Annotated in this window: 29 protein-coding genes; 24 read left to right on the top strand and 5 right to left on the bottom strand. The window is 41.4% G+C overall.

Annotated elements, in window-relative coordinates:
- Positions 1-62 precede the first annotated feature (62 nt).
- From NUV69_00575 to NUV69_00515, 13 genes are read left to right on the top strand one after another with little or no spacing between them, the layout of a single operon-like run.
- The gene (locus NUV69_00575; protein ID MCR4324170.1) at positions 63-974 is read left to right on the top strand and encodes a glycosyltransferase; all 912 of its coding nucleotides are present in this window, start codon (positions 63-65) and stop codon (positions 972-974) included.
- Positions 967-1,488, top strand: a complete 522-nt coding sequence (locus NUV69_00570) for a hypothetical protein (protein MCR4324169.1) — start codon at positions 967-969, stop codon at positions 1,486-1,488. Before NUV69_00575 ends, NUV69_00570 begins: the two co-directional genes overlap by 8 nt.
- Entirely contained in the window at positions 1,479-2,165 is a 687-nt protein-coding gene (locus NUV69_00565) for a class I SAM-dependent methyltransferase (GenBank protein MCR4324168.1), read from the top strand. Before NUV69_00570 ends, NUV69_00565 begins: the two co-directional genes overlap by 10 nt.
- Before the next feature lie 22 nt (positions 2,166-2,187).
- Positions 2,188-2,697, top strand: coding sequence for a class I SAM-dependent methyltransferase (locus tag NUV69_00560; GenBank protein MCR4324167.1), 510 nt, complete (start codon positions 2,188-2,190; stop codon positions 2,695-2,697).
- A complete protein-coding gene (locus NUV69_00555) occupies positions 2,694-3,260 on the top strand; it encodes a class I SAM-dependent methyltransferase (GenBank protein MCR4324166.1) in 567 nt (188 codons plus the stop codon). Before NUV69_00560 ends, NUV69_00555 begins: the two co-directional genes overlap by 4 nt.
- Positions 3,257-3,667, top strand: a complete 411-nt coding sequence (locus NUV69_00550; GenBank protein MCR4324165.1) for an adenylyltransferase/cytidyltransferase family protein — start codon at positions 3,257-3,259, stop codon at positions 3,665-3,667. The genes NUV69_00555 and NUV69_00550 overlap by 4 nt, the downstream gene beginning before the upstream one ends.
- Positions 3,664-4,596 carry a GHMP kinase gene (locus NUV69_00545; protein MCR4324164.1) on the top strand — a complete coding sequence of 311 codons (933 nt, stop codon included), beginning with the start codon at positions 3,664-3,666 and terminating at the stop codon, positions 4,594-4,596. Before NUV69_00550 ends, NUV69_00545 begins: the two co-directional genes overlap by 4 nt.
- On the top strand, positions 4,593-4,994 hold the full coding sequence (locus tag NUV69_00540; protein ID MCR4324163.1) for an SIS domain-containing protein: 402 nt from the start codon (positions 4,593-4,595) through the stop codon (positions 4,992-4,994). Before NUV69_00545 ends, NUV69_00540 begins: the two co-directional genes overlap by 4 nt.
- Positions 4,991-5,929, top strand: coding sequence for an NAD-dependent epimerase/dehydratase family protein (locus NUV69_00535; GenBank protein MCR4324162.1), 939 nt, complete (start codon positions 4,991-4,993; stop codon positions 5,927-5,929). Before NUV69_00540 ends, NUV69_00535 begins: the two co-directional genes overlap by 4 nt.
- A gap of 32 nt (positions 5,930-5,961) precedes the next feature.
- Positions 5,962-6,312, top strand: a complete 351-nt coding sequence (locus NUV69_00530) for a hypothetical protein (GenBank protein MCR4324161.1) — start codon at positions 5,962-5,964, stop codon at positions 6,310-6,312.
- On the top strand, positions 6,305-7,084 hold the full coding sequence (locus NUV69_00525) for a hypothetical protein (GenBank protein ID MCR4324160.1): 780 nt from the start codon (positions 6,305-6,307) through the stop codon (positions 7,082-7,084). Before NUV69_00530 ends, NUV69_00525 begins: the two co-directional genes overlap by 8 nt.
- Positions 7,066-8,712, top strand: a complete 1,647-nt coding sequence (locus NUV69_00520; protein MCR4324159.1) for a glycosyltransferase — start codon at positions 7,066-7,068, stop codon at positions 8,710-8,712. Before NUV69_00525 ends, NUV69_00520 begins: the two co-directional genes overlap by 19 nt.
- Before the next feature lie 37 nt (positions 8,713-8,749).
- On the top strand, positions 8,750-9,805 hold the full coding sequence (locus NUV69_00515) for a hypothetical protein (GenBank protein ID MCR4324158.1): 1,056 nt from the start codon (positions 8,750-8,752) through the stop codon (positions 9,803-9,805).
- 655 nt (positions 9,806-10,460) lie between these two features.
- Here NUV69_00515 and NUV69_00510 read toward each other — a convergent pair.
- The 3 genes from NUV69_00510 to NUV69_00500 all read right to left on the bottom strand — a co-directional run bounded on the left by NUV69_00510 (position 10,461) and on the right by NUV69_00500 (position 13,075).
- Positions 10,461-10,859: a hypothetical protein gene (locus NUV69_00510; GenBank protein MCR4324157.1), complete on the bottom strand. Its 399-nt coding sequence runs from the start codon at positions 10,857-10,859 to the stop codon at positions 10,461-10,463.
- Between the two features lie 429 nt (positions 10,860-11,288).
- Positions 11,289-12,116, bottom strand: a complete 828-nt coding sequence (locus NUV69_00505) for a hypothetical protein (GenBank protein ID MCR4324156.1) — start codon at positions 12,114-12,116, stop codon at positions 11,289-11,291.
- Between the two features lie 704 nt (positions 12,117-12,820).
- Positions 12,821-13,075 (bottom strand): hypothetical protein, encoded by a 255-nt coding sequence (locus tag NUV69_00500; protein MCR4324155.1) that lies wholly within the window; start codon positions 13,073-13,075, stop codon positions 12,821-12,823.
- Here NUV69_00500 and NUV69_00495 point away from each other — a divergent pair.
- Genes NUV69_00495 through NUV69_00450 form a run of 10 tightly spaced genes read left to right on the top strand, consistent with a single transcriptional unit; the run spans position 13,056 to position 22,276 of the window.
- Complete coding sequence (locus tag NUV69_00495) at positions 13,056-14,258, top strand: hypothetical protein (protein ID MCR4324154.1); 1,203 nt, start codon at positions 13,056-13,058, stop codon at positions 14,256-14,258. The two genes, NUV69_00500 and NUV69_00495, sit on opposite strands and share 20 nt — an antisense overlap.
- The gene (locus NUV69_00490; protein MCR4324153.1) at positions 14,251-14,745 is read left to right on the top strand and encodes a hypothetical protein; all 495 of its coding nucleotides are present in this window, start codon (positions 14,251-14,253) and stop codon (positions 14,743-14,745) included. Before NUV69_00495 ends, NUV69_00490 begins: the two co-directional genes overlap by 8 nt.
- Positions 14,745-15,095, top strand: coding sequence for a hypothetical protein (locus NUV69_00485; GenBank protein MCR4324152.1), 351 nt, complete (start codon positions 14,745-14,747; stop codon positions 15,093-15,095). Before NUV69_00490 ends, NUV69_00485 begins: the two co-directional genes overlap by 1 nt.
- Positions 15,092-15,475 carry a hypothetical protein gene (locus tag NUV69_00480; GenBank protein MCR4324151.1) on the top strand — a complete coding sequence of 128 codons (384 nt, stop codon included), beginning with the start codon at positions 15,092-15,094 and terminating at the stop codon, positions 15,473-15,475. The genes NUV69_00485 and NUV69_00480 overlap by 4 nt, the downstream gene beginning before the upstream one ends.
- A complete protein-coding gene (locus NUV69_00475) occupies positions 15,472-15,903 on the top strand; it encodes a hypothetical protein (GenBank protein ID MCR4324150.1) in 432 nt (143 codons plus the stop codon). The genes NUV69_00480 and NUV69_00475 overlap by 4 nt, the downstream gene beginning before the upstream one ends.
- Before the next feature lie 45 nt (positions 15,904-15,948).
- On the top strand, positions 15,949-16,689 hold the full coding sequence (locus NUV69_00470; protein ID MCR4324149.1) for a hypothetical protein: 741 nt from the start codon (positions 15,949-15,951) through the stop codon (positions 16,687-16,689).
- Entirely contained in the window at positions 16,686-17,198 is a 513-nt protein-coding gene (locus NUV69_00465) for an AP2 domain-containing protein (GenBank protein ID MCR4324148.1), read from the top strand. The genes NUV69_00470 and NUV69_00465 overlap by 4 nt, the downstream gene beginning before the upstream one ends.
- Before the next feature lies 1 nt (position 17,199).
- The gene (locus NUV69_00460) at positions 17,200-18,318 is read left to right on the top strand and encodes a hypothetical protein (GenBank protein ID MCR4324147.1); all 1,119 of its coding nucleotides are present in this window, start codon (positions 17,200-17,202) and stop codon (positions 18,316-18,318) included.
- A complete protein-coding gene (locus NUV69_00455; GenBank protein MCR4324146.1) occupies positions 18,319-20,286 on the top strand; it encodes a RelA/SpoT domain-containing protein in 1,968 nt (655 codons plus the stop codon).
- 1 nt (position 20,287) lies between these two features.
- Positions 20,288-22,276 carry a hypothetical protein gene (locus NUV69_00450; GenBank protein ID MCR4324145.1) on the top strand — a complete coding sequence of 663 codons (1,989 nt, stop codon included), beginning with the start codon at positions 20,288-20,290 and terminating at the stop codon, positions 22,274-22,276.
- A 2-nt stretch (positions 22,277-22,278) separates the two neighbouring features.
- Here the strand turns inward: NUV69_00450 and NUV69_00445 are convergent, their stop codons facing one another.
- Both NUV69_00445 and NUV69_00440 read right to left on the bottom strand, forming a co-directional pair.
- Complete coding sequence (locus NUV69_00445; protein MCR4324144.1) at positions 22,279-22,497, bottom strand: hypothetical protein; 219 nt, start codon at positions 22,495-22,497, stop codon at positions 22,279-22,281.
- Between the two features lie 199 nt (positions 22,498-22,696).
- Positions 22,697-22,906: an excalibur calcium-binding domain-containing protein gene (locus tag NUV69_00440; GenBank protein MCR4324143.1), complete on the bottom strand. Its 210-nt coding sequence runs from the start codon at positions 22,904-22,906 to the stop codon at positions 22,697-22,699.
- A gap of 137 nt (positions 22,907-23,043) precedes the next feature.
- On the opposite strand from NUV69_00440, the gene NUV69_00435 reads away from it, so the two are divergent.
- Positions 23,044-23,274, top strand: a complete 231-nt coding sequence (locus NUV69_00435) for a hypothetical protein (GenBank protein MCR4324142.1) — start codon at positions 23,044-23,046, stop codon at positions 23,272-23,274.
- The last annotated feature ends 158 nt before the right edge of the window (positions 23,275-23,432 follow it).

Here is a 23,432-nt window from a genome sequence, read left to right as displayed (position 1 = left end):
AGCTATATAGATATAGCTTTAATGGGTTTGATTGCAGGATTTTTACTAAGGTTGACTGAAAAATGGCTAAAGTAAGTATTATTATACCTAGTTGTGGAGAGAAAGACATAAATATTTTCAGGACTCTTAAAAGTATTTATGAAAACGCTACGGGTGAATGTGAAGTTATAGTTGGTTTAAATGGAGAACCTTTTAATGATATTCCAAAAGATTTATTCCCAAATTTAAAAATAATTAGATTTCCTGTAAATGTAGGTATCAAAACAAATATAAACTCACTCGCAGCGCTAGCTACTGGTAAATACATTTATAAGTCAGACGCCCATTGTGCCTTTGGTAAGGGCTTTGACGAGATTCTACAGGCTGATATGCAAGATGATTGGGTGGTTACTCCAAGATTCTATGTTTTGAATGGCGAAACGTGGGAATGGCAGGATGATAGGTTTTATGACTACTTTTATCTTAGTTGTCCGTTTACAGATAAAAGAGGTTTAAGATTTAAGGCTGGTGGTCACTGGCCAGAGAGAACAGAGGAGAGAAAATTTGGTAATGGAAAGTTTGGGATTGTTAATACTAAAGAAGGTATAGATAGTTTCTTTATTGATGAAACCCCACAAATTCATGGCTCTGGCTGGTTTATGACCAAAGACAGGTTTTTTGAGTTAGGTGGATTCCCAATTACTGATCCATACGGTCATGGGCAAGAGCCATTGTGGATTGCCTTAAAGAACTGGGTTGAAGGCGGTAAGGTCATGGTTAATAAAAAGACTTGGTACGCACATTTACACCAAGATTCTAAAGATAGAGGTTATCCAGAAGATAAAGTAGCAACCGAGCGAACCTATAACTTAACGGCTGAATACTGGTTAAAACACCCTAAATTCGAGTGGTTTGTAGATAAATTTATGCCAATGCCGACGTGGGATCCTGATTGGAGAGAAAAATTACAAGAATGGAGGGAGCAAAATGGCTAAACCGTACAGTGGCTCGTATTTTACCCACTTAGGAGCATTGATAGCGTGTGTTAATAAAACTGATGGAGATATATTGGAGCTTGGAATAGGATTGGGGTCTACTCCTTATCTCCACTACGCCTGCACTATTGGCAAACGAAACCTGCTATCCCTTGAAAACGACCCCGGCTGGTTAAAAACATTCAAAACCTCAGACTTCATGCACTTTTTGTACGAGAACAAGTACCACAAGCTAGAACTGGTTGACGTTTACGAAGAGTCACCCTTAATAGATAAACAGTGGGACGTTGTTTTGGTTGACCAGACGCCTGACGATTCCAGAAAAGAGACAATTAAAAAACTTGCCAACAAGGCTAAATACATTATTGCCCACGACTCTAACGAGAGGCACGAAAAGAACTACCACTATTCTGAGATTTACCCTTTATTTAAGCACAAGCGGGTTTGGGATAAAGACGATAGGCACGCCACAGTGCTTTCTAATTTTCAAGGCTTGGAGGATCTATGGGAGTAGATACTTTGGATTACATAGTAAAAAAATACAAAATCACTGTTGCGAACCAATACTTCATTGAAATTCCAGAACTGATAGGGGCAGTAGGCTTAGCTCATTTATTTGCTGAGCTAGGATTTAAAGAAGGCGTAGAAATTGGTACAGACCAGGGAGAATATGCAGAAGTTCTTATGAAAACCGTACCTGACTTAACCCTTTTATGTATAGATCCTTGGATGGCTGAGGCTTATGAACTCGGTCAACAGCCAGAGTCAGGTGAGAATCAGGAATTTTTTGATAAAAGGTATGAGGAAACAGTAGAACGGCTTAAACCTTACGACAGCAAGTGCCATATTATTCGAGAACCTTCAATGGAAGTAGTCAAGGTAGTTGGGAATAACTCACAAGATTTTGTTTACATTGACGGCAACCATGATTTTCTAAATGTAGCCCAAGACATTCACTACTGGCTGAAAAAAATACGCCCCGGCGGTATTCTTTCAGGCCACGACTACGTCCGCTACCCTTCACGCAAATTTAACCACGTCCAGAAGGTCGTCAATGCCTACACAACGGCTTATCACCTATTACCAGTGTTCCTAGTTACTCCAACGGACAAAGGGCTCAAAAGAGACCGCTACAGAAGCTGGTTTATCGTAAAACCTAAAAATGACCCAATTACAAATAAACCATTTTAGCAGGAGGCGTGAGTTTATACAGATGCTTGCCGAGCGAGGGGCTAAGGTTGGTGTTGAAATAGGTACGGATCATGGTAAATACGCACAACAACTTTTAGAGGGGATACCGGGGTTAGATCTGCTTTGTGTTGACCCTTATTTGGCATATACAGAAGGCGAAGAAATTCACAGTCAAGAGGAAATGGAACAAATCTATAAAGAAGCTTTGCAAAGAGTAGCTTCTTACGATTGTCATATAGACAGGAATACAAGCATGGAGGTTGTCAAACACATACCAGATAATTTTTATGATTTCGTTTTCATAGACGGCAACCACTCTTACGAATACGTTTTAGAAGATATTACCGAATGGACTAAAAAAGTTAAACCAGGAGGAATTGTTGCCGGCCACGACTACAAAGAAGATCCAACTAGAAACTATGGAGTAATTCAAGCCGTTCAAGAATACACAGAAGAAAACCATATAGCGCCACTTTTTGAATTTAGAGGAGGAGGAAGACTAGTACCTTGTTGGATGTTCTTTAAACAATGACTAAAGCTTATATAAAATTCAATAAACCTTTACCACTTGTAGATTATCTCTTACCCCTGATTGGGGATAAAAAAGAAGTTAAAATAGTCGACGTAGGTTCCGGCCCATTCTCCATGATTGGATCATATTTACCTGGAATCAAAGTTGAGATTTATCATTGTGATAAGCAAGATTTTAGTGAGTATTGGGGAAAGCGCCAATTAACTTCTGTTATTTCAGTAGAACAGCAGAATATGGAGAAATTAACATACCCAGATGGTTTTTTTGATATTGTTCACTGCCTTAATGCCTTAGATCATACTAAAAATGCCAAAGAATCAGTCAAAGAAATGATCCGTGTATGCAAGGTTGGTGGCTGGGTTTATATAAATTGTGCGCTCGATCAACTTTCAACAGGATATTTGCACCACTGGAACGCCAAACAAGATGGCATTTTTACTAACAACACAGAGACGTTTGACTTAAAAGATTTTGGCTTTCAGATTCAATTTATAAATAATGGCGGTGAGAGTAGGTACAATCAAATAATTTGTACTTTACAGAAGAAGGAGTTGGATAAATGAAAAAAACCGTTGGTGAAGTTAAAGGTTTTGTTTGCGGATCTTTTGACCTTCTCCACGCTGGGCATATACACCTATTAAGAGAGTGTAAAAAATATTGTGATGAATTGATTGTCGGTCTTCATGTTGACCCTAGCTATCAAAAACCTTACAAAAATAAGCCTATTGAAACGATTCTAGAAAGACAATTAAAGCTATGGGGTTGTAGGTATGTTGACCGGGTTATCGTTTATGAAAAAGAAAATGAGTTACCCTTTTTAGCGCAAATTTTCAACATAGATATAAGGTTTTTAGGATCAGATTACAAGAATGGTGATAAAAAAATAACTGATATGGGTATACCGATAATTTATATAGATTCACTAGATATACACACATCTGGTTTAAGAGAAAGGGTTAAAGAAGCATGATAGTTACCCAGACTCCTCTCAGAATCTCGCTTTTAGGTGGCAATACTGATTTCCCAAAATACTTTAAAAAGTATGGTGGCGCGGTTTTAACTACCACGATTGATAAATATGTTTATGTAATTGTTAAAGAACGCTTTGACGACATGATTTATATTAACTATTCCGTTAAAGAAAAGGTAAATAAGGTTGATGACATCAAACACGATTTAGTCAGGGAAGCGATGAAGTTGGTGGGAGTAGATAAAGGCATCGAAATTACTTTTTTATCTGATATTCCTAGCGAAGGATCAGGATTAGGGTCGAGCAGCGCTGTAACAGTTGGAGTGCTAAATGCCTTGCATAACTACAAAGGGGGAAGCGTAGCGGCAAGACAGTTGGTGGAGGAGGCCTGCCAAATAGAGATAGACATTCTTAAGAAACCTATCGGGTATCAGGACCAATATGCGATAGGTTTTGGCGGATTAAACTTTTTTGAATTTGGTAAAAACGTTTTGAGATTCTCTCTAAGTACTGAAACTAATAACTACTTTATGCTTTTTTACACTGGAATTACAAGAAAATCAGAAAAAATACTTAAAAATACACAATTTAAGAAAAAAATACTTGATTTAAATAAGGAGCTTGCCTACAAAGGAGTTGATGCCTTAAATAATCCTTTACATTTTGGTAGTCTTCTTGATGAGTACTGGCAACTAAAAAAACAGCTTAATAAATCTGTTACTAACGATTTTATCGAACGGACTTATTACAAAGCCTTATTGGCAGGGGCATTAGGCGGAAAGATTGTCGGAGCCGGTGGTGGAGGGTTTTTGCTTCTAGTAGTACCACCTGAGAAAAAAGAAGCTGTTAGAAAGGCGTTAGGGCTTCGGGAGCTTCCATTTAATCTGTCAAAAGACGGTAGCAAGGTGATTTTTAACATACAAAAATGAAGGAACTGATTGAACAGATTAAAAAAGCGCGACTTGTTTTTATTTGTGGTAATGGCGGCAGTTCAGCCAATGCCGAGCATTTTACTAACGACTTATTTTCTAAAGGAATTAAGGCAATTAATTTGAGCAGCAACACTTCGATTATGACCATGATCGCTAACGATTTTGGGTACGATCAAGTCTTTAGCAAGCAATTAGAAATTTATGCCGATAGAGAGGATTTATTTATAACAATTTCTTGTAGTGGAACTTCCGCGAATATTGTAGAGGCATTAGCATACGCAAAATTTATAGGAATAAAAACTTATGAATTCGAAATTTTTGGCAAAGATCGGGACTTTGAGAAATTGGAAAATGAACATTTAAGGTTCGCACACGCAATTAAAAAACTATTATGAAATATTTAGTCACCGGAGGAGCGGGATTTATTGGCAGTCATTTGGTTGACCGACTGCTTAAAGAAGACAGCGAGGTTGCGGTTATTGATGGACATGGAACCGAGATAACCATTGTTGATGATTTTTCTCATGGTAAGTATGCGAATCTGCCAGACGACCCGCGACTGACCGTTTATGACACTGACATTCTGGGCGACGTTGGCCGTTTATTTAAAGGAGTTGATGTGGTCTTCCACTTAGCAGCCCTTACCCGCCCACAGTGGTCAATTGAACACGCTTCGGAAACGGACCAGGTAAATGTAAATGGTACTGTAAAAGTTTTAGAACATTGTCGTGACAACAAGGTTAAAAGAGTAGTTTTTATGTCCAGCTCTAATCTTTATGGAGAGCAGGAACTATATCCTACGCCGGAAGACGTGAAGCCTAACCCGATGAATGCCTATGCTCTTTCCAAGCTAATTGGGGAGCAATATTGCCAGTTATTCGAGAAACTATACGGATTAGAATTTAACGCTATTCGGCCTTTTAACGCATACGGAACTCGGATGCCAGTTGAAGGAATTTATACAAGTGCGGTTGCCACTTACATTAATGCTCTCAAAAAAGACATTCCTTTTGTAAAGTTTGGAGACGGCGAGCAAAGAAGAGACTTTATTTATATTGACGACATAGTAGAGCTACTTATGTTGATGGCACAGTCGGATGTTCATGGGGAGATATTTAATTGTGGTTCGGGCACAAACAATTCTATCAATGAGCTACTTGCGACTATCCGTAAGCTTATGGGGAAAGAAATTGAGCCCACCCCTAACCCCGCACAATACGAACCGTCTCAGACATTGGCTGATATTAGGAAAGCTCGAATAGTATTAGGCTGGGAACCAAAGGTGAGCTTGGAAGAGGGGTTGAGGAGAACCATTTTGAATGATAAATAAAGGAAAGTTTACAAAAGGAGTTAAATTGTATTATGCAATCTAAAAAGCATATTTTGTGTGTTTGCGAACATGGAAACAATAGATCGGTAACTATGGCGTGGCTTTTAAAATACGTTGAAGGTTTCGAGACTTTGACTGCCGGATTGAAATATCACTCACCTGAAACCTTGAGGATGCTATTTGAATGGGCAGACGTAATTACCGTTCCTGAAGAAAGACTTCTTTCTTTGATTCCAGAAGAATATAAGTCGAAAGTTAAGTTCTACGATATTGGCCCGGATAAATATCCAAGACCGCACAATAAAGATTTACTCGCGAGGGCTAGGGCGCTATTTGAGGCAGACAAGATAGTTGGACTACACGAAGGGAATTTGCATGACTAATGTAGGAATTATTGGTATGGGTTGGGTCGGTGGTGCAATGAATGAACTTTTCCCAGATGCGGCTATTTATGACCCGTATATTCCCACTCATGCCAGCGAAAAAGATAAACAGGAAGTAAATAAGAGTGACGTAGCTTTTATTTGCGTGCCAACCCCTTTAATTGATGGAGGTAGATTAGATGTTTCTATAGTTAAAGAGGTTATTGAATGGTGTAAATGTCCACTTATTGTTATTCGTTCAACTTTAAATCCTGGTGATTGTGATAATATGCCATATTTGCCGGGAATTGATTTGGTGTATCAACCGGAATATTTAGGTGAAACTCCAGCACATCCACTACTTGACCCAAAAACAAGACCATTTTTAATTATTGGCGGTAAGCCAAAAGCCAGAAAAAAGTTAATCGAACTTTATACAACTGTTTATAATGCCAACATTTCTATTAGACAAGTAACTTGTAAAGAAGCAGAAGTTATTAAGCTTAGTGAAAACAGGGCAATTGCTTTTAAAGTTGCACAATGCCAAGAGCTTTATGATGTATGTGAGAAGGCAGGGGTTGATTACTACACTGTAATTCAAGCGGTTTATGGAGATGATCCCAGATTCAACCTATGGTGGACGATGATTTACCCGGACAACCGGGGAATGAACTCAAAGTGCATACCAAAAGATGTTTATGCTTGGAAAGCATGGGCTGAGTCGGTTGGTTATGATCCGGAAATTACCGGATCATTACTCGAAAGGAACAAAAAATGGATCTCTCCATCTTAATCCCCGCGAGGCAGGAAGAATTTTTAGCCCGGACTATTCAGGACATTCTCGACAATAGTGAGGCCAGCACCGAAATTATCGCTATTTTAGATGGCTATTTGCCTAATCCTCCACTGCCAGTAAGTGACAAAGTAACCGTAATTTATAACCCTGTTTCGGTAGGCCAACGGGCGGGAACAAACCAAGCCGCAAAGATTGCAAAAGGAAAATACTTAATGAAGTGTGATGCCCACGTCGCTTTTGACAAGGGTTTTGACCGCAAAATGCTTAAAGCTTTTGAGGATATAGGAGACAATGCGGTAATAATCCCCGGTATGCGTAACCTCCACGCCTTTGACTGGGTATGCCCAGACGGCCACAGGCGCTACCAGAGCCCCTCCGGTCCTTGTGAAACGTGTGGCAAACCCACTACAAAAGATGTTGTCTGGATTCCCAAGAAAAGCCCTTTTACTTTTACTTTCCGCTTTGATAAGACGATGCACTTCCAATACCATGGAGCACTGGCAAAAGACCCTGAAAACCTAAAGGGGGTTAATGGAAATCCTAACTATAGGGAAACAATGAGTATACAAGGCTCGTGTTTTATGATTACAAAAGAAAAATGGTTTGAGCTGGATATATGCAGTGAGGACTTCCACAGTTGGGGGCAACAAGGCGTCGAGGTTGCTTGTAAAATGTGGCTCTCGGGCGGGCAGGTTATTTCAAATATTGATACTTGGTATGCCCATATGTTCCGCACTCGCGGCGGTGACTTTGGTTTCCCATATCCTAACCCTCAAGACAAAGTCAATGCTAATCGGGAATTATCGCGGGAATTATTCCAAAAAGATAATTGGCCTTTGGCAACTCGTAAGTTTCAGTGGATACTTGATAAGTTTAATCCGCCGGATTGGGGCATCTCAAAAGGAGCAATTTACTATACCGACAATCAGCTTGATGAGAAAATCGCCAAGCCTGTGAGGGATAGATTACAGAAAATAAGCAAGGATAAGAAGATAAGTATTGTCAGTGCTTCTTTGAAGAAGATGGACTTTGGGGTTAAGAATGTGCGCTTTCCTTCTCTGAAGCGTGGCTATGTGGCAATGTATAAGGAAATCTTGGGAGCGTTGGAAAACAGCAAAAGTGACATAATCTTTTTCACAGAACACGACGTTCTATATCACCCTTCACATTTTGACTTTGTACCTGAAGACGAGAACACCTTCTATTTTAATCAGAACGTCTGGTTTTTGAGGATGCCCGATGGACACGCTCTGCACTACGATGTAAACCAACTTTCTGGGATGTGTGTTTTTAGAGACGCAGCGCTGACCCACTATCGGGAGAGATTTAAGTTAATTGAGGAAAAAGAACGGGAACTGTCTACAGAAGAATTTAACAGATTTATTAGGCATATGGGCCACGAGCCTTTCACCCACGGAAGAATTGAGTGGAAAAACCAGTTTAAGCACGACACATGGAAATCAGATCTTCCAAATGTAGACATAAAGCATGGAGCCAATGCAACTGGTCAAAGGTGGAGAAAAGATCAGTACAGAAACCAACAACTGCTTATTAACTGGGAAGAGCATGATACTATAATTCCCGGTTGGGAACTTACCGAAAACCTCGTAGCCACCCTCCAATAAATTGTCTTCAGATAAAACCATCCTCTAGTCTAAGTGTATGTCGTGGACAGCAATTGAAAATTTCAACACATATTCGGATGGTAATTTAGCCACCAATAATGGGGGTACTGGTTGGGCTGGAGCTTGGACAGCCGTAACTGGAACAGGACCTCAAGTCCAAGGGACGACTGTTTTTGAAGGTGCAAAGGCAGTTTCTTTAAGCGAAGCCGATGCGGTTAGTGAACGACAATTAACAACAGGTGTTACTTCAGGTATAGTCCATGTAGCAATTAGAAAATCCTCAGTTGCCGCAGGGTCAATTACATTTGCATTTACTTTAAGGAGTGCATCAGGCAGTGCAAATGACCAAGTTCGTCTTCTTTTTGATGCTGATGCTGGGATTAGTCTTGTCGGTAATACAACTGAGGTTTTATCTGCTTCCCCTAATGCTAATCAATGGTATGAAGTTGATATTGAAATTGATCAAGCCAATTCAAGGTTTCGGGCAAGATTAGATGGGGGAACATATTCAACTTACGTTGCTGATATTGGGAATAACGGTTTTACAAGTATTACCCATGTGGTTTTAGCGCAATCTACTTCAACAACAGGAACGGCTTTTTGGGATGATATTAGATCAGGAGAAGGAAGCCCATCGTTGAGTCCGAGCACATCGCTTTCACCGAGCGCGTCTGCAAGCGCAAGCGCGTCGAAATCGGCATCGGCTAGTTTAAGCCCTTCAGCAAGCGAGTCTGCCAGTGCCTCTCGTTCAGCCTCCCGTAGTGCTAGCGCTTCAGCAAGCCAAAGTTTAAGTCCTTCTGCTAGTGAATCTAAATCAGCAAGTAAAAGTGCTTCTGCATCAATGAGTGCCAGTGAATCAGCTTCTGAGTCAATGAGTGCCAGTGCCAGTCTTTCTCCTAGTGCAAGTAGTTCAGCTAGCGCGTCAGCTAGTGCTTCAGCATCGGGCAGTCGCTCAGCCAGTCCGTCTCTTAGTCCTTCGGCTTCTTTGTCGCAAAGCGCCTCAGCCAGCGCTTCCCCTTCTCCTGCCGAGTATGTGAATAAATACTCAACAGTAGGTAATACTTATACGGATAAATACTCAACAACGCTATGAAAACATTCGTGAGAAATACAGCTTATCTGAAGGTCTTGCCGCAACTGAGACAGACAGCTCTTCTTTCGGCTAAGTCTTCTACCTTGCCCCCGCACTCGTCACAACGATCCCGTAGCATCCAGAATATGGATTGTAACCATTTAAACATAGGAGAAATATAACATAACATGGCAACAATAGTTAGATCGTCAAATAAAAACTCAAGTACAACAGGTACGGCGATGTCTGTCTCTGCTCCGACAGGAACAACCACAGGTGACGTAGTTGTTATTACAGTTCATGGAAACAATTTGACTACAATTGTAGATAACAATGGTTCAACTCCTTTTACTGAACATATTAACGATTACCAACCTAATACGACATCAGGCCATGTCATATCCATCTTCTCCAGAAGGATACAAGCAGGCGATCCAACAACGTATAACTTTACGTTGGGAACAAGCGGTCGGTGGTCAGTTGTAGCAGTTACTTTTCAAAACCCCCACCCTAGCACCATTTTTAATATCGCTCCGAGTACGGGGAATTGTAATAATGTTGAAGGTTCAGGGGAGTTGTCCGCCCCTAGCATTATCACCACTACTGATAATGCGATCCATTGTGCTGTTCTCTTTCACGACAACAGCACATCGACTACCGTATCTACGCCCACGGGCTATACAGTTGAGCAAACAGCACTAAATGAGCCACAAATTTTTACATACAAGGTAAAGACCCCTGCGGGGGCGACAGGCGCACAAGCTTTTAGTGTGACACCAACAGTCAACGGATTGATAGCTGCGTCTTTTGCAGTTGAGGACATTGGGGTTTTAGCCTCAGCTTCTCCATCAGTATCCCCAAGTGTATCTCCATCTGTGTCTCCTAGCCAAAGCCCGTCTGCCTCTGTTTCGCCTAGTGTTAGTCCATCTGTCTCACCCTCAGTCAGTCCAAGTGTTTCGCCTAGCATATCTCCTTCAATAGCACCTAGTCTATCCGTTGCAAATTTAACTTCTGGGCAGGATGCAACTGATGATACTAATTCCGATACCGCGTCTATTTCTCCCTCTGCAAACAAACTTATTCTGTTAACGATCTGTGCACGTGCCGATTCAGTTCAACCAGCAATATCCAGTATCTCGGGTAATGGTCTGACGTGGGTGGAGATAGGTCATAGAGATTTTGACGCTTCGGGATCAAGAAGAACAGTCTTTCTTTATAGAGCAATGGGCGCTTCTCCGAGTGCAGGAGCAGTAACTATCACGTGGAGTGGAACACAAACTGCTAAGACTTGGGTCATTGATGAGATAACGGGAATGGATACTTCAGGAACTAATGGTTCGGGAGCAATCGTTCAGGCGGTAACAGGGGAGGCAGCGGCCGCAACTTCATTAACTATCACTTTAGCTGCTTTTTCTGATGTCGACAATGCTACTTATGGTGGTTTTGGTAATGCTGGTGAGGGGAACATGACAGCAGGAACAGGATTTGCCTTAACTTCGGCTAATCAACAGGTAGCAGGAGAAGCTGGAGCGGTAGCGGAATTTAAAGCAACAAATGATACAGGGGTAGATATTACCTCACCAACCGCTGACATTGGAGGGGTTGCTATTGAGATAAAAGCAGCGACGGGTGTTTCAGCGAGTCCATCAGTCTCTCCTTCTGTTAGTCCTTCAATTAGTCCATCTATTAGTCCAAGCGTGTCACCTTCAGTAAGCCCCTCGCAAAGTCCGTCAGCTTCTGAATCGGCGAGTGCTTCTAAAAGTGCCTCCGCCTCTGGTTCAGCTTCTGAGTCAAAGAGTCTCTCTCCAAGTGCCAGTGAGTCGAAGTCTGAATCTAAATCTGCTTCAGCATCTGCATCCGTTAGCGAATCAAAGTCACAAAGTCCTAGTGCGTCAATGTCTGCATCAGCATCAGCTTCCGCATCAGCAAGTGAATCAAAATCTGCTAGTAAAAGCCAGTCTCCGAGCGCAAGCGAAAGTGCCAGTGAATCCGCTTCTGCGAGTCCATCGGGGGGAAGTGCATCTGAATCAGCTTCTGAGAGTGCAAGCGCCTCGGCATCCGTCTCTGCTTCAGAGAGTAAGTCTGAGTCTAAAAGTTTAAGTCCTAGTGCAAGTGAAAGTAAGAGTGCCTCAAAATCTGCATCCGCCTCGGAAAGTGCTAGTGCCTCGGCTTCACAATCACCCAGCGCCAGTGCGTCAGCTTCGGAGTCCAAGTCTGCCTCCGCCTCACAGTCTCCTAGCAGTTCGGAAAGTTCTTCTACGTCTGCGTCAGAATCAAAGAGTTTAAGCCCGTCTGCTTCTAGCAGTGACAGTGCATCAGCGTCAGCGTCCAAAAGCGCTTCAAAGTCTGCTTCCGCTTCCGCTAGTGCCTCGGCCTCAAAAAGTGATTCGGCCTCACAATCAGCTTCGGCTAGCGCCTCTGGCTCAGCCTCAGCGAGTACCAGTGCCAGCGCAAGTGAGTCTCCGTCTCTCAGTCCGTCCAGTTCTGAATCGGCGTCTCTTAGTCCTTCGGCTAGTGAAAGCGCTTCACAATCTTCTAGCGAATCACCTAGCGTTTCACCTTCTGCTAGTGGGTCGGCGTCACTTTCCCCCTCAGCCAGTGGCAGTGCTTCGGCAAGTGCCTCAGCTTCAAAATCAGCCAGTGCAAGTTTTAGCCCTTCGGCCTCTGCCAGTCCCAGTCAAAGCGCCAGTCCGTCACAATCTCCTATTGAATATGTGGATAAATACTCGCTAATAGGAAACACCTATGGTGATAAGTATTCGGAAAATAACGATGTCTACGAACCGAAGTACAAGCAGTGGGATGCATTACCTTCTTCACCAGACTAACTTGTCTTCCGATAAATTCGGTCTCTAATCTTTAGGTTATGGGAGTTTTGGAACAGAAAAGTTTCGAGGGCGGGGTCAGTAGTTTTGCCAATCGAGGCGTGCGTGGAGCCTTTAAATTTGCCAGTAACTGTGACATTCGCAAGGATGTAGATACTCTTTCTGCTGGGCAAGCAATGAAGGAAGAAGGGCTTTTTGGTACAAGCCATTCTCAATCTGCATCTCTCTCACCAAGTCCATCAGTTTCACCCAGCAGTAGTGCCAGTGCTTCGGTTAGTCCGTCCAAATCTAATTCTCCTTCTTTGTCACCTTCAGCCTCAGCTTCAAGAAGCTCATCAGCTAGTTTATCGCCTTCACAAAGTGCCTCTCCTTCTTCATCGGTAAGTCCGTCTCTTTCACCATCGGCAGGACTTAATAATGTATATGTTGATCTAGTAATTGCGTGGGTGAAGGCAACAGACGGCAACACTTACGGATTCGGTAACGCAGGAAACATTTACAGAAGGTACTCAGACGGATTTACAAGAAATGTATATAAAGACCCTGATGGAGCAATTAAAGGCGCTATTGAAAAGCCGTCTGATACAGGAGCAACTTATTTACAATGGGCAACTGCTACTTCAATTAAAAGAAAACCTTTACCCGGTGCTTCCGACTGGAGCGATACCGAAGAAATTGCCGATAACTTAACAGGTACTGACTGGCACACTATGAAACAGGTAGGTGGTGCAAACTACATAGCCAATGGGTCAAAAGTGGCTTTGGTTGGTTATGACGATTCATGGACAAATGAAGCTTTAGACATAATCCCGGGAAGATTTATAAAAACTATTGTCGAGAGAAACGGAAGGGCGGTTTTTGGGAGTTACCCCGCAGGATACCCGAATAAAGGGGTAAATGGAGCGATAGACTGCGAAGTGCCTTTAATACAGATAGGTACTAACGGCGAATTATTCTTTGCCAACTTTACCGATTCGATACCGTATAAAAAGTTCCCAGGAGGCGGAAGGGTAAACCCAGGTGGGGTAGCCAACGAAGTTGAGGAAATAGAAATGTTTGACTGGGTATTTCCCGCTGATAGCTGGATTGACAGACAAACACTTGGGAATATGTCCTTATGGGGAGTATTCGGGGCAGACAGCGGTAAAAACGGCATTTACACAATCGGCAGAAAAAACAAAGAGCAGCCATTCACCATGAACCTTGAATACGAGATGGACGTGGATGAGATAGGGGCTGTGGTGAACGTAGACGGCACGGATATTGCCTCATACCGCGATGGGACGGATTTTGGGGTTCGGGCGGTAGATTCAACCACAAAGGCTACGGGCATATGGGAAGGATTAGAATATCGAGTCCCCGTTACAAAAGCCGAAAAACCAACAATCTTTACCCACGTTGAGGTATTTATGGACGAGCTACCGACAGGGTGCAGTGTCGAGTTTTATTATCAGAAAAACAAATCAGGCACTTTTGTGCAGGCAAATACCGCAGACGGGAACAGCGCTTTTACTTCAACGGGCGGTAAAAAAGCAACTTTCAGGATAGGCGAAGAAATGGACATAATAGAAACTAGGCTTGTTTTAAATCCAAGCGGCAACACTACACCTGAGATTTTTAGGATCAACACTTATTTTATAAATGGCTAAAGACGTTTTTGAACCAGAAGTAATCGAGGACAACCCGTTTCCGGGTGAGCCTCTTGTAATCCCCACTTCGGTTTCCGAAGGTGGTAAAAACGATACTTTCAGCCCTGCTACCACAAAGGGAGAGAAGTTCCCAGTTAAAAGGACTGCCGTAGAACTTTTAAGTACGGCTCTTAATACGAGAAGTAGGAAAATATTGGAAGAATTCAAGCTAGTTCAGTCTGGAGCAATTCAGGTAGGTAATTTCCAGGAGGGTCTGACGGGAGATTTAAGAATTACTCCTAACGGAATAACAGCAAGGGATATAGCAGGATTAACTACTTTTGCGATTGACGGAACAGACGGAAGTGCGATTTTTGCAGGACAAGTTAGGGCAGGATCAACAATTGTTTCAAATTCAATAATTACCGAAGAGGCTACAAGCGGGAACGGGAGGACTGTATATCTTAACGATGGAATCCCAGCAATTGTGATAGGAGACCCAGACTAATGACAAATGTTATACGAGTTGCATTGCCAGGATATAACGCATTGACCGATACAGATCCTGACCATTTTTCTCTATATTCAGATCAAGACAATGTATTAATTAAAGAGTTTGATCGTGGAGTAATAAATGTTCCAACTGGAGGGAGTGCAGAAGTCACCCATAATTTAGGATATATTCCATTTTTTGCTTTTTTTGTTGATTTAGGAAGTGGTTTATTCCAGTTAGGATGGTTATATAATCCGAGTGCTGGATATAATGCTTATGCTACAACATCTGTTATACATTTTTCTCATACTGATGGTAGCGATCATAATTTTCTATATTATATTTTTTACGATCAACAAGTATGACATTTCAAATTAGAGTTGCCAAAGCTGGTAAAAATGCACTAACTTCAACTGATCCAAACGATTTTATTTTTCACAGTGCTTATAATACTTTCAAAATTTTAGCCACTGGAACTTTTTCTCCAACTTCAGCATCGGGTGGAAATTCACATACAGTGGCTCATGGACAAAGTTTTATTCCTTTTGTTTTTACTATGATTAAATTCGCTGATGGACGAGTTAGCTTAGCAGGAAGTCATTCAGCAGCAGCTTTAGGATCATCATTTCAATTAGCATCAGTAAAAGTTGATGCAACAAATATCACGTATACTTTTACGAATAATACTGGTGGTAATTACACACCTACTTTAAGATATTATATTTGTGAAATACCATTAGCATGACAAATAAAATTATTGTTGCGAAATCAGGATTTAATGCTCTTACTGAAACTGATCCTAATAATCTAATTTTCAGTTCGGATTACAACACTTTCAAGTATGCTATTTCTGATAGTTATACCTATAATTTTACAAATCCTACTCCTTGGTTAGTGATAACTGATCCACTGCAATCACCTATAATTGACGAAGTAACAATATATACTCATAATTTAGGTTACTATCCATTTTTTGTTGCAGTAATTGGTGGAATTTTGTCAGCAGGACAATATATTAATTTACCTTATTTTACTGGTTCTGGAAATGCACCTCATGAAAGTATAAATCTTTATACAACAACCACCGCTTTAATTTTTAGAATTGATTCCACTTTAGCAAGTAAAACTCTTGTAATTTATTTTAAGATATTTAAAAATAACCTTAATTTATAAATCTTCTCTTGCCTTTAAATAAAATCCACCTCTAACCTTGAGAGTATGGTTACTTTAGCGGATATACGGGTAGCTTGCCAAGACGACTTAACCGTAGGTGATGAATCTACGTTATATTCTCCTAACCTTATTGACAGGGCTATAAACCGAGCCTACAGGAAGGCAGGGGGTCTATTGCCGTGGCCAGAACTTCAGGACGCAAAAAAAACTGTTACCCAAGCCAATCAAGAATACTACGACTATCCTCAAAACTGGCGTTCTAATTCTATTTGGAAACTTTCAATCACTAATTCTGACGCAGAAGAAGAGCGCTATGGTGAAGACCCGGACGGAAGCCCGCTTTCTTTTGATGATTACTTAAATTGGAAAGAAGATAACCCAGACTCAACCGATAAAAAGTGGGCGAACCAATGGAGAAGGTTCTTTATCTGGCCTGTACCTACCACACTTGGAAGCCTTGCAACAGGAATAGGTGTCATCTGTATCTGGGGGATAAAAGTGGTTACTGCTATGAGTGCCGATAGTGATACGACAGTCTTTTCTTACTCTACTCCAGAGGCTAATGAAGCCATACAACTTGAAGCAGTCGCAATTCTAAAAGCTAAAACTGATGAAGACAAATCCGCCCAATTCAGAAGCGCTGAGGCCAAACAGATACTCGCGGTTGCTTGGGGCAAAATTGCACGGGAGCAGGCGAAGTTTGAAAAGCTACAACCAATGTTTGAAGTTTCTGATATGTTTGGAGGAAGTAATAGCAAGGACTTACGCGGGCGCTTTGATATATGAAGAAAATAGAATTAAGTGGAAAAATTGGAAAAGGTAAATTCGTTATTGTAGATAATGAAGATTTTGACTATCTAAACCAATTTAGGTGGCATTATGATAATGGATATGCTCATAGACGAGAATATTTTAAAAACAAAGACAATAAATTTGATAAAACAAAATATAAAAATATTTATATGCATAATTTAATAATTGATTGTCCAGAAGATAAAACAACTGATCATAAAAATTTTAATGGACTAGATAATAGAAAAGAAAATTTAAGGATAGGAAGTTGGACACAAAATATGCAAAATACAAGAAGTAGTAAGAATGGCTTTAAAGGAGTTTTCTTTGCCAACGATCATAAAAGGATAAAAAGGTGGAGAGCTGAAATAAATGTAAATAAGAAAAGAATTTGTTTAGGTTATTTCAAAACATCAGAACAAGCAGGGGAAGCATATAACTATGCAGCAAAACAATACTTCGGTGAATTTGCATATCTTAACCAGATTGGAGTGAATACATAAAATGGCGAGCATTGTTTCAGGAAACCAAGTTAAGTTAAATAGCGGGCAAGTAATACAAGCTAATGAACTTGGTTGGTATGATGGGCAACAATTTGCACAGGGAACCTTATCTGCGCCAGGCCAGATTAACTCTCGCTCTAGCCAAATTGGCGCAGGGCAACAAGTTTCCGAAGAGGTAAACAGGCAATCGGCGCAGGCGCAAAACGTACCATTCCCACAGTTTCAATCCTATCTTCAAGAGCAGCAACGGACTTTCCAACCTTCCGCAACACCTCAACCTTCCGGGCCTTCCGGGCCTTCAGGTCCGGGTGGTTCCGGAACAGAGGCAGGGTTTCAAGCACCCGAGACTATAAACCTACCTCAACAGTATGAAAGTTTATACGCAAATTCAGGCGTTAGGGACATTGAGGCAGACCTTAACGCAAAAACACTGGCAAAAAATGAAGCAGTCGCCAAAATTAAAGATAACCCCTTCTTGTCCGAGGCGACAATGACAGGAAGGATTGCGAAACTGGACGCGAAATTCGCGCAGGATACTTTGGCACTGCAAAACCAGATAGCTACTAAAAAGGCCGACATTGAAACACAGCTTAATTTACAGGTTAAGCAATTTGATATTAACTCTCAGGCTGCTACACAAGCCCTAAACCAGTTTAATACGCTTCTTTCTGCCGGAGCTTTGGATAACGCAAGCGGTGAAGCTATAGCCAACCTTACACGGTCAACAGGAATTTCAAGCAGCATGATCTACAGCGCCATCAATGCCCAAAGAGAAAAGAATATTCAAACAAGCACAATCTCCTTTGACGATGGCACAAACCAGGGCTTTGCGGTTATTAACTCAAGAACCGGACAGATTATAAGCAGGCAGAATGTAGCTTCAAGTAAGCCAAAAGCGGCATCTGTCTCTGATCAAAAAAACGTAGACGCCCAGCAAACTCAACAAAACTTCATTAATGATGTTAAGGCAGGTGTTACCCCGAGACAATTAGTGCCTCATTATGGCGGGACAAACGGCTTAAGCATTGATGAGATTTACAGACTCTATAACTCTTATTCCCCTTGGGGACCAGCTCAAGAAAGTTTAGATGAATTTAAAGAAGGAAAATTTGTTTCTTAAATGGTTATTCAACCTATTTCTGGGGGCAACGCAAATAATGCCCCACAGTTTCAAACTTCGAATCGGGTAATACAACCAATCTCCAGCGCCCAAAGCGCAAGAAATGAGCCAGGGGCATTTGTCACGGCACCACAGGCTCAACCAAAACAGGAGAGCAAACTAATTACATCAGTAAGGTCTGTTTTTGATGGTTTTAAGAAAGCAGTTACAAGTAAGCCAAACCCTGACGAAGGACTCGGCGCACCATTTGGCAGACTTTTACAGAAAGCGCCAGATCGTATTTATCCCAAAGTTGCTGAAAAATACAAAAGCAAAGGCCTATATGATGAAATCGTAGACTTTGTGGGGCAAATGCCTGGATCAGTCGCACAAAGCTGGGGCAAAAGCCTTGAGCTTTTATCGACCAAAGAGGGCAAAAAAGAACTTAAACAGGGCATCAAGAATTTACCAAAAACTGTCAGTGAGGTTAAAGACCACATGGACAATAAACGATGGGGAGAGGCACTTACTACAGCGTTTGCCAATCCTGCTATTTCTGTTGCGTTCGATGTTGCTGATTTTATTCCAATTGGAAACCTAGCTACGATGGGAATAAAGACTAGCGCTAGGTCGGCGATGAAAAAGTTCGTCAAAGAAACGATTGAAGAAACGGGAGGGAAAATAGTTAAAAATGCTGTTAAGCCTCAAGCAGCAGGTAAGTCTTTGGGTAAAGAGGCAATTTCGGAAGGATCAAGTGGCATTCCTTCAAATTCTTTCTCCGCTGGGAAACCAACCTCAACCCAAGCACGGTCAACAAGCTTGAAAGCGGTTAGTGCTCCTTCTGGGGTTTCGTCTATTCGAAAAATGTTAGATCCTCTTTTAACAAAGCGGGGTACTGAATCGGTCATAGCTGATGCGAATATTAACAGACTCCAAAAGATAGGTCAAGAAAACAAGGCTGATTTTGATTCTATAGTAACGGAAGTAGCTAAAGATATTGGGGGTACTTTTAAAACAAGAATTAAATCTCCAGAAAGTATTAAGGGAAAAATTATCCGTTTCCAGAATGAAAGTAGAAATGCAGACGAGTTCGCGGATGTACTCGCAGGAAGGGTTATTACTACACAAGATAAAGTTCAACAAGCTACTGAGGCGGTCACCAAAAAATTAAAGGTTGTCGATTCACAGGATTATTTTAAGAGCCCCTCACCTTTTGGCTATCGGGGCATAAATATTCAAGCCAGACTCAAAAATGGTGAGCCAGTAGAATTTCAAGTCCATACAGAACAGAGTAAAAGGGTCGCAGACGCAATCCATCCGATTTATGAGAAGTGGCGTGACTTGAAAGTCATTCCAAAAAATAGAATGGCTGAACATGAAGCAGACAAGATAAGGTCGAACAAAATTGCCAACGACTTAATGAAAGGTGAATCTGAAATAAAAGTTCCTCGTAACCAGTTACCAGTTGGAGAAGGCAAAGAAAAACTAAGCCGACTGGAAGCACGAGTTACCAAATCCCTAGATAAAGCACCACAAGAAATAAAAGACCAGCTCGGCCTCTCTACTTACAAAGAAATGAGTAAGAAGGAAAATATCGCCAAAGCTTCTGATTACGTGAGCAAAAACCCAAACGAAGCGCTCGCAGTTCTGGCGGGAGAGAAAGAAGCCCCCAAAGGGATACTTCGCAATTCTATCTATGTTGCCATGCAAAACCTGGCAGAAGGTGACGTAGCGCTCGCAAGAAGGCTGGCATCACTACAGTCTACCCGTCTTGGGCAGGAATTAAGCATCCTGACCGAAATAGACCCTGATTCCCCAGTAAAACTAATGAGTGACATAGTAAAAGTGCGAGAAGAAGCATTTAAGAGAAGATACAGCGGGAAAACACCAACGGAAATGAGCAACAAAGTAGTTGCTGATATTCAAAAGAGAGTTAAGACGCCAGATAAGTATGATTGGGGAAAATTCGTAGAAAGTATCAAGTGTTAATATGACATTTTGTTTAATACCAGAAAAAGTACAAGAATTTAAAAGAGCCTTGAAAGATGGCACTCTTAACCCTGACGAACTGGGAAAAATGACCAGCGAAGAGAGGCGTGCTTTCCTTGAAAAGCTGGTCGGGAAAGAAAATGGAGTACAGGTAAATGGCCTTTTTGAGAGTAAATTACTTCTGAAAAATCAGCAAAGAGGCTACATAACTTGGGCCAAAAAAGTATCTGGTATTACCCCACAAGCCAAACGAGACCTAATTTCCAGAATCGAAAGAATGGACAAAATACTAAGCCCTGAAGAAGAAAAGGTATTTTTACAAGATTTGGCTTCTACTAGGTTAGGATTTGGTGTAACAGAACAGGAAGCGAAAACTATTTCTGATTTATCTAAGAAGGTTCAAGAAGCAAGAACCCTACAGAAAGAGGACCTAACTTTTGCTGATGAAACACAAAGAATTGCATATGGTAGAGCAAAAGTAGAGTTGATGAATTACACGAATGATCTCAAAGAGGGTACAAAAAGATTGAGTTTGGCAGATAGAGCTAAACCGACAAATGTACGCCAGAATCTTTCCGATGTTGCTGGAAATGCAAAGTCTATTAAGGCTTCCCTAGATAACAGCGCGATTTTTAGGCAAGGATGGAAAACCTTAATGACCAATCCCCTTATTTGGCAAAGAAACGCCAGAAAAACATTTGTTGATATTTTCAAGACTTTTGGCGGAAAACAGGTAATGGACGAGTTGAATGCTGACATCGTTTCACGACCAAATTACGAGCGGATGGTGAAGGCAAAGCTTGCCATTGGAACTATTGAAGAAGCGTATCCAGGAACTATAGCAACCAAAGTACCCCTTGCTGGCAGAGTTTTTAAGGCTTCCGAAAATGCCTTTACAGGATTTGTCTACCGCCAGCGAGCAGACATATTTGATAAATACTTAGAAATTGCCAAGCGCTCTGGCATAAATATCGACGACCCTAAAGAACTTCAGCCAATTGCTTCAATGGTTAATTCCTTAACGGGTAGAGGAAATCTAGGCAGACTTGAGGGTTCGACGGCAACAACACTTAATAACATCTTTTTCTCTCCTAGATTTTTGAAGAGCCAAGTTGACACCTTGGGCCATGTTTTTACCGGGGCTGGAGGAAGCAATTTTGTCAGAAAGCAAGCTGCTGTGAACCTTGTGAAAGTAATTACTGGTACGGCTGCTGTTTTAGCAATAGCAAATGCAGTGCGTCCAGGAAGTGTTGAGACAGATCCTAGAAGCGCCGATTTTGGGAAAATCAAGATTGGTAACACACGATTTGATGTAACTGGCGGCTCGAGCGCACTGATTACACTAGCAGCACGACTACTTAAAATGTCTTCAAAATCTTCTACTACTGGCATGGTCAGCCCTATCAATTCGGGTGAATTTGGAGCACAAACAGGCAAAGACGTTATATACAACTTTTTTGAGAATAAACTTTCCCCAGCAGCAGCAGTTATTAGGAATTATTTTGAAGGCCAAGATCGCGAGGGTAGAGACCCTAAATCTGCTGAAAGCATACTGGAGACCTTATTTGTGCCAATTGGTGTGACCACTTATAGAGAACTTGAAAAAGACCCAAACTCTGCTGACACCTTGCTTGCAATGATTGTTGACAACTTAGGTATAGGAGCCAACACTTACGGAAAATCTGAAAGTGAGTGGGCAAAGAAGCCTACGAAAGCACAAACAGCGTTTAAGGAAAAAGTTGGGGAAAGCAAATTCAGAGAGGCGAATAACGAATTTAACAAACAATACGACGAATGGTATAAAACGACACATACTACGGACTCCTACAAGAACTTGTCAAACGAGGCCAAGCAAAAGGCAATTACCAAGTCTAGGGACAGAATACAGGAAAATGTTTTCAAAAAGTACGGATTTAAATATAAGGAACCAAAAGAAACGACAGAAAGCAAACAGGAAAAGAAGCAAATAGAGAGTTTAGTACCGAAATAACCTTACTTGTCGTTGCTGCTGTGATAAATCAATAGGGCTACAATTGATACCAGCATAAATGCCAAGAACCCATATATTTGACCAATCCTATAAAGCAAGAATCCGCCAGTGAGCCAAGCTACACCAGCTGCTATTTCCTTCACTTTAATCCTTCCTTCTGTAAACAAAGTTTGTAATTCGTAGTTTTTACTTCCAAATCGCCTTGATCTGGATAGACCCAACCCCACAGATGATCTCTTCTTTCATATGTCCCCGTAGGCGACCACTCTTTTCCTTCTGCCCATTCGAAATTTGACTCGTTGACTCTGTCAAAATTACTTCTGTGACATTCCTTCCTAATCTCACTAGTTCTAATCTGAAACCAGTAAAAAAGAAAACTACCTATAACCAGAATTAAAAATATAATAAATAACTTAAACTTCATGGTAGCGTTTCACAGGCTTCCCCATCTCCATCACGGTCTAGCCCGTGTGGATCCCCATAACCTTCCGAATCAAAAAAGTCTTGAGCTTCTGAATGACTTGAGAAATCTGAGCAATCATAATCCCCGGTTGATGGTGGTCTTTCTTCTGAGTAATTTGTATCCGTTATCCCGCTAACTGACGAATCGGTAGAAGTACATCCAGCCAATATTAAAGATGAAAATATGACAACAAGTAGTGTTTTTACCATTCTGGCAGGCAGAATAATAACACCATACTATCACTTCTTCGTCAAAAGTCAAACTTGATTTGCGTTGCGATAAAATCCGACTCTAAGCTTTTAACATGGACGATTTTTTGATTCGCCTTGCTTCCGACCCCCAAACTTACCCCATGTTCGTAGCGTCTTTTCTTCTGGTGATAACCACAAGACAACTTAACAAGATGCACAATAAGCTGGATAGACTTTCAACTTCAATTTTGTTACTTGTTCTGAACAACAACGGCAGCAAAAAAGCCGCCAGAGAAAAGGCACTGGAACTCTTAAATGACGATAAAAAAACAGACGGCTTATGACAAGTGACATTATTTTAAAAAACAAACAATAAATGGAACGAGATTACACACGTAAAATCGGAAACGGTTTATACGAATCGCCGGAAGGGAAGATCCTTAGGGCCTACGACGCCAACTTTGTTCTCGCTCAATGGGAAAACCAAAAACTCAACCCCAAC

Source organism: Candidatus Curtissbacteria bacterium (assembly GCA_024654445.1).
Classification (GTDB): Bacteria; Patescibacteriota; Microgenomatia; order Curtissbacterales; family GWA2-41-24; genus JANLHP01.
The sequence above is the reverse complement of the archived record's forward strand: the minus strand, read 5'-3'. Positions and strand labels throughout refer to the sequence as shown.

Bases quoted from the DNA above. Each gene is read 5' to 3' on its own strand.
- NUV69_00575 (MCR4324170.1), top strand. From the start codon at position 63: ATGGCTAAAGTAAGTATTATTATACCTAGTTGTGGAGAGAAAGACATA.
- NUV69_00570 (MCR4324169.1), top strand. From the start codon at position 967: ATGGCTAAACCGTACAGTGGCTCGTATTTTACCCACTTAGGAGCATTG.
- NUV69_00565 (MCR4324168.1), top strand. From the start codon at position 1,479: ATGGGAGTAGATACTTTGGATTACATAGTAAAAAAATACAAAATCACT.
- NUV69_00560 (MCR4324167.1), top strand. From the start codon at position 2,188: ATGCTTGCCGAGCGAGGGGCTAAGGTTGGTGTTGAAATAGGTACGGAT.
- NUV69_00555 (MCR4324166.1), top strand. From the start codon at position 2,694: ATGACTAAAGCTTATATAAAATTCAATAAACCTTTACCACTTGTAGAT.
- NUV69_00550 (MCR4324165.1), top strand. From the start codon at position 3,257: ATGAAAAAAACCGTTGGTGAAGTTAAAGGTTTTGTTTGCGGATCTTTT.
- NUV69_00545 (MCR4324164.1), top strand. From the start codon at position 3,664: ATGATAGTTACCCAGACTCCTCTCAGAATCTCGCTTTTAGGTGGCAAT.
- NUV69_00540 (MCR4324163.1), top strand. From the start codon at position 4,593: ATGAAGGAACTGATTGAACAGATTAAAAAAGCGCGACTTGTTTTTATT.
- NUV69_00535 (MCR4324162.1), top strand. From the start codon at position 4,991: ATGAAATATTTAGTCACCGGAGGAGCGGGATTTATTGGCAGTCATTTG.
- NUV69_00530 (MCR4324161.1), top strand. From the start codon at position 5,962: ATGCAATCTAAAAAGCATATTTTGTGTGTTTGCGAACATGGAAACAAT.
- NUV69_00525 (MCR4324160.1), top strand. From the start codon at position 6,305: ATGACTAATGTAGGAATTATTGGTATGGGTTGGGTCGGTGGTGCAATG.
- NUV69_00520 (MCR4324159.1), top strand. From the start codon at position 7,066: ATGGATCTCTCCATCTTAATCCCCGCGAGGCAGGAAGAATTTTTAGCC.
- NUV69_00515 (MCR4324158.1), top strand. From the start codon at position 8,750: ATGTCGTGGACAGCAATTGAAAATTTCAACACATATTCGGATGGTAAT.
- NUV69_00490 (MCR4324153.1), top strand. From the start codon at position 14,251: ATGGCTAAAGACGTTTTTGAACCAGAAGTAATCGAGGACAACCCGTTT.
- NUV69_00485 (MCR4324152.1), top strand. From the start codon at position 14,745: ATGACAAATGTTATACGAGTTGCATTGCCAGGATATAACGCATTGACC.
- NUV69_00480 (MCR4324151.1), top strand. From the start codon at position 15,092: ATGACATTTCAAATTAGAGTTGCCAAAGCTGGTAAAAATGCACTAACT.
- NUV69_00475 (MCR4324150.1), top strand. From the start codon at position 15,472: ATGACAAATAAAATTATTGTTGCGAAATCAGGATTTAATGCTCTTACT.
- NUV69_00470 (MCR4324149.1), top strand. From the start codon at position 15,949: ATGGTTACTTTAGCGGATATACGGGTAGCTTGCCAAGACGACTTAACC.
- NUV69_00465 (MCR4324148.1), top strand. From the start codon at position 16,686: ATGAAGAAAATAGAATTAAGTGGAAAAATTGGAAAAGGTAAATTCGTT.
- NUV69_00460 (MCR4324147.1), top strand. From the start codon at position 17,200: ATGGCGAGCATTGTTTCAGGAAACCAAGTTAAGTTAAATAGCGGGCAA.
- NUV69_00455 (MCR4324146.1), top strand. From the start codon at position 18,319: ATGGTTATTCAACCTATTTCTGGGGGCAACGCAAATAATGCCCCACAG.
- NUV69_00450 (MCR4324145.1), top strand. From the start codon at position 20,288: ATGACATTTTGTTTAATACCAGAAAAAGTACAAGAATTTAAAAGAGCC.
- NUV69_00435 (MCR4324142.1), top strand. From the start codon at position 23,044: ATGGACGATTTTTTGATTCGCCTTGCTTCCGACCCCCAAACTTACCCC.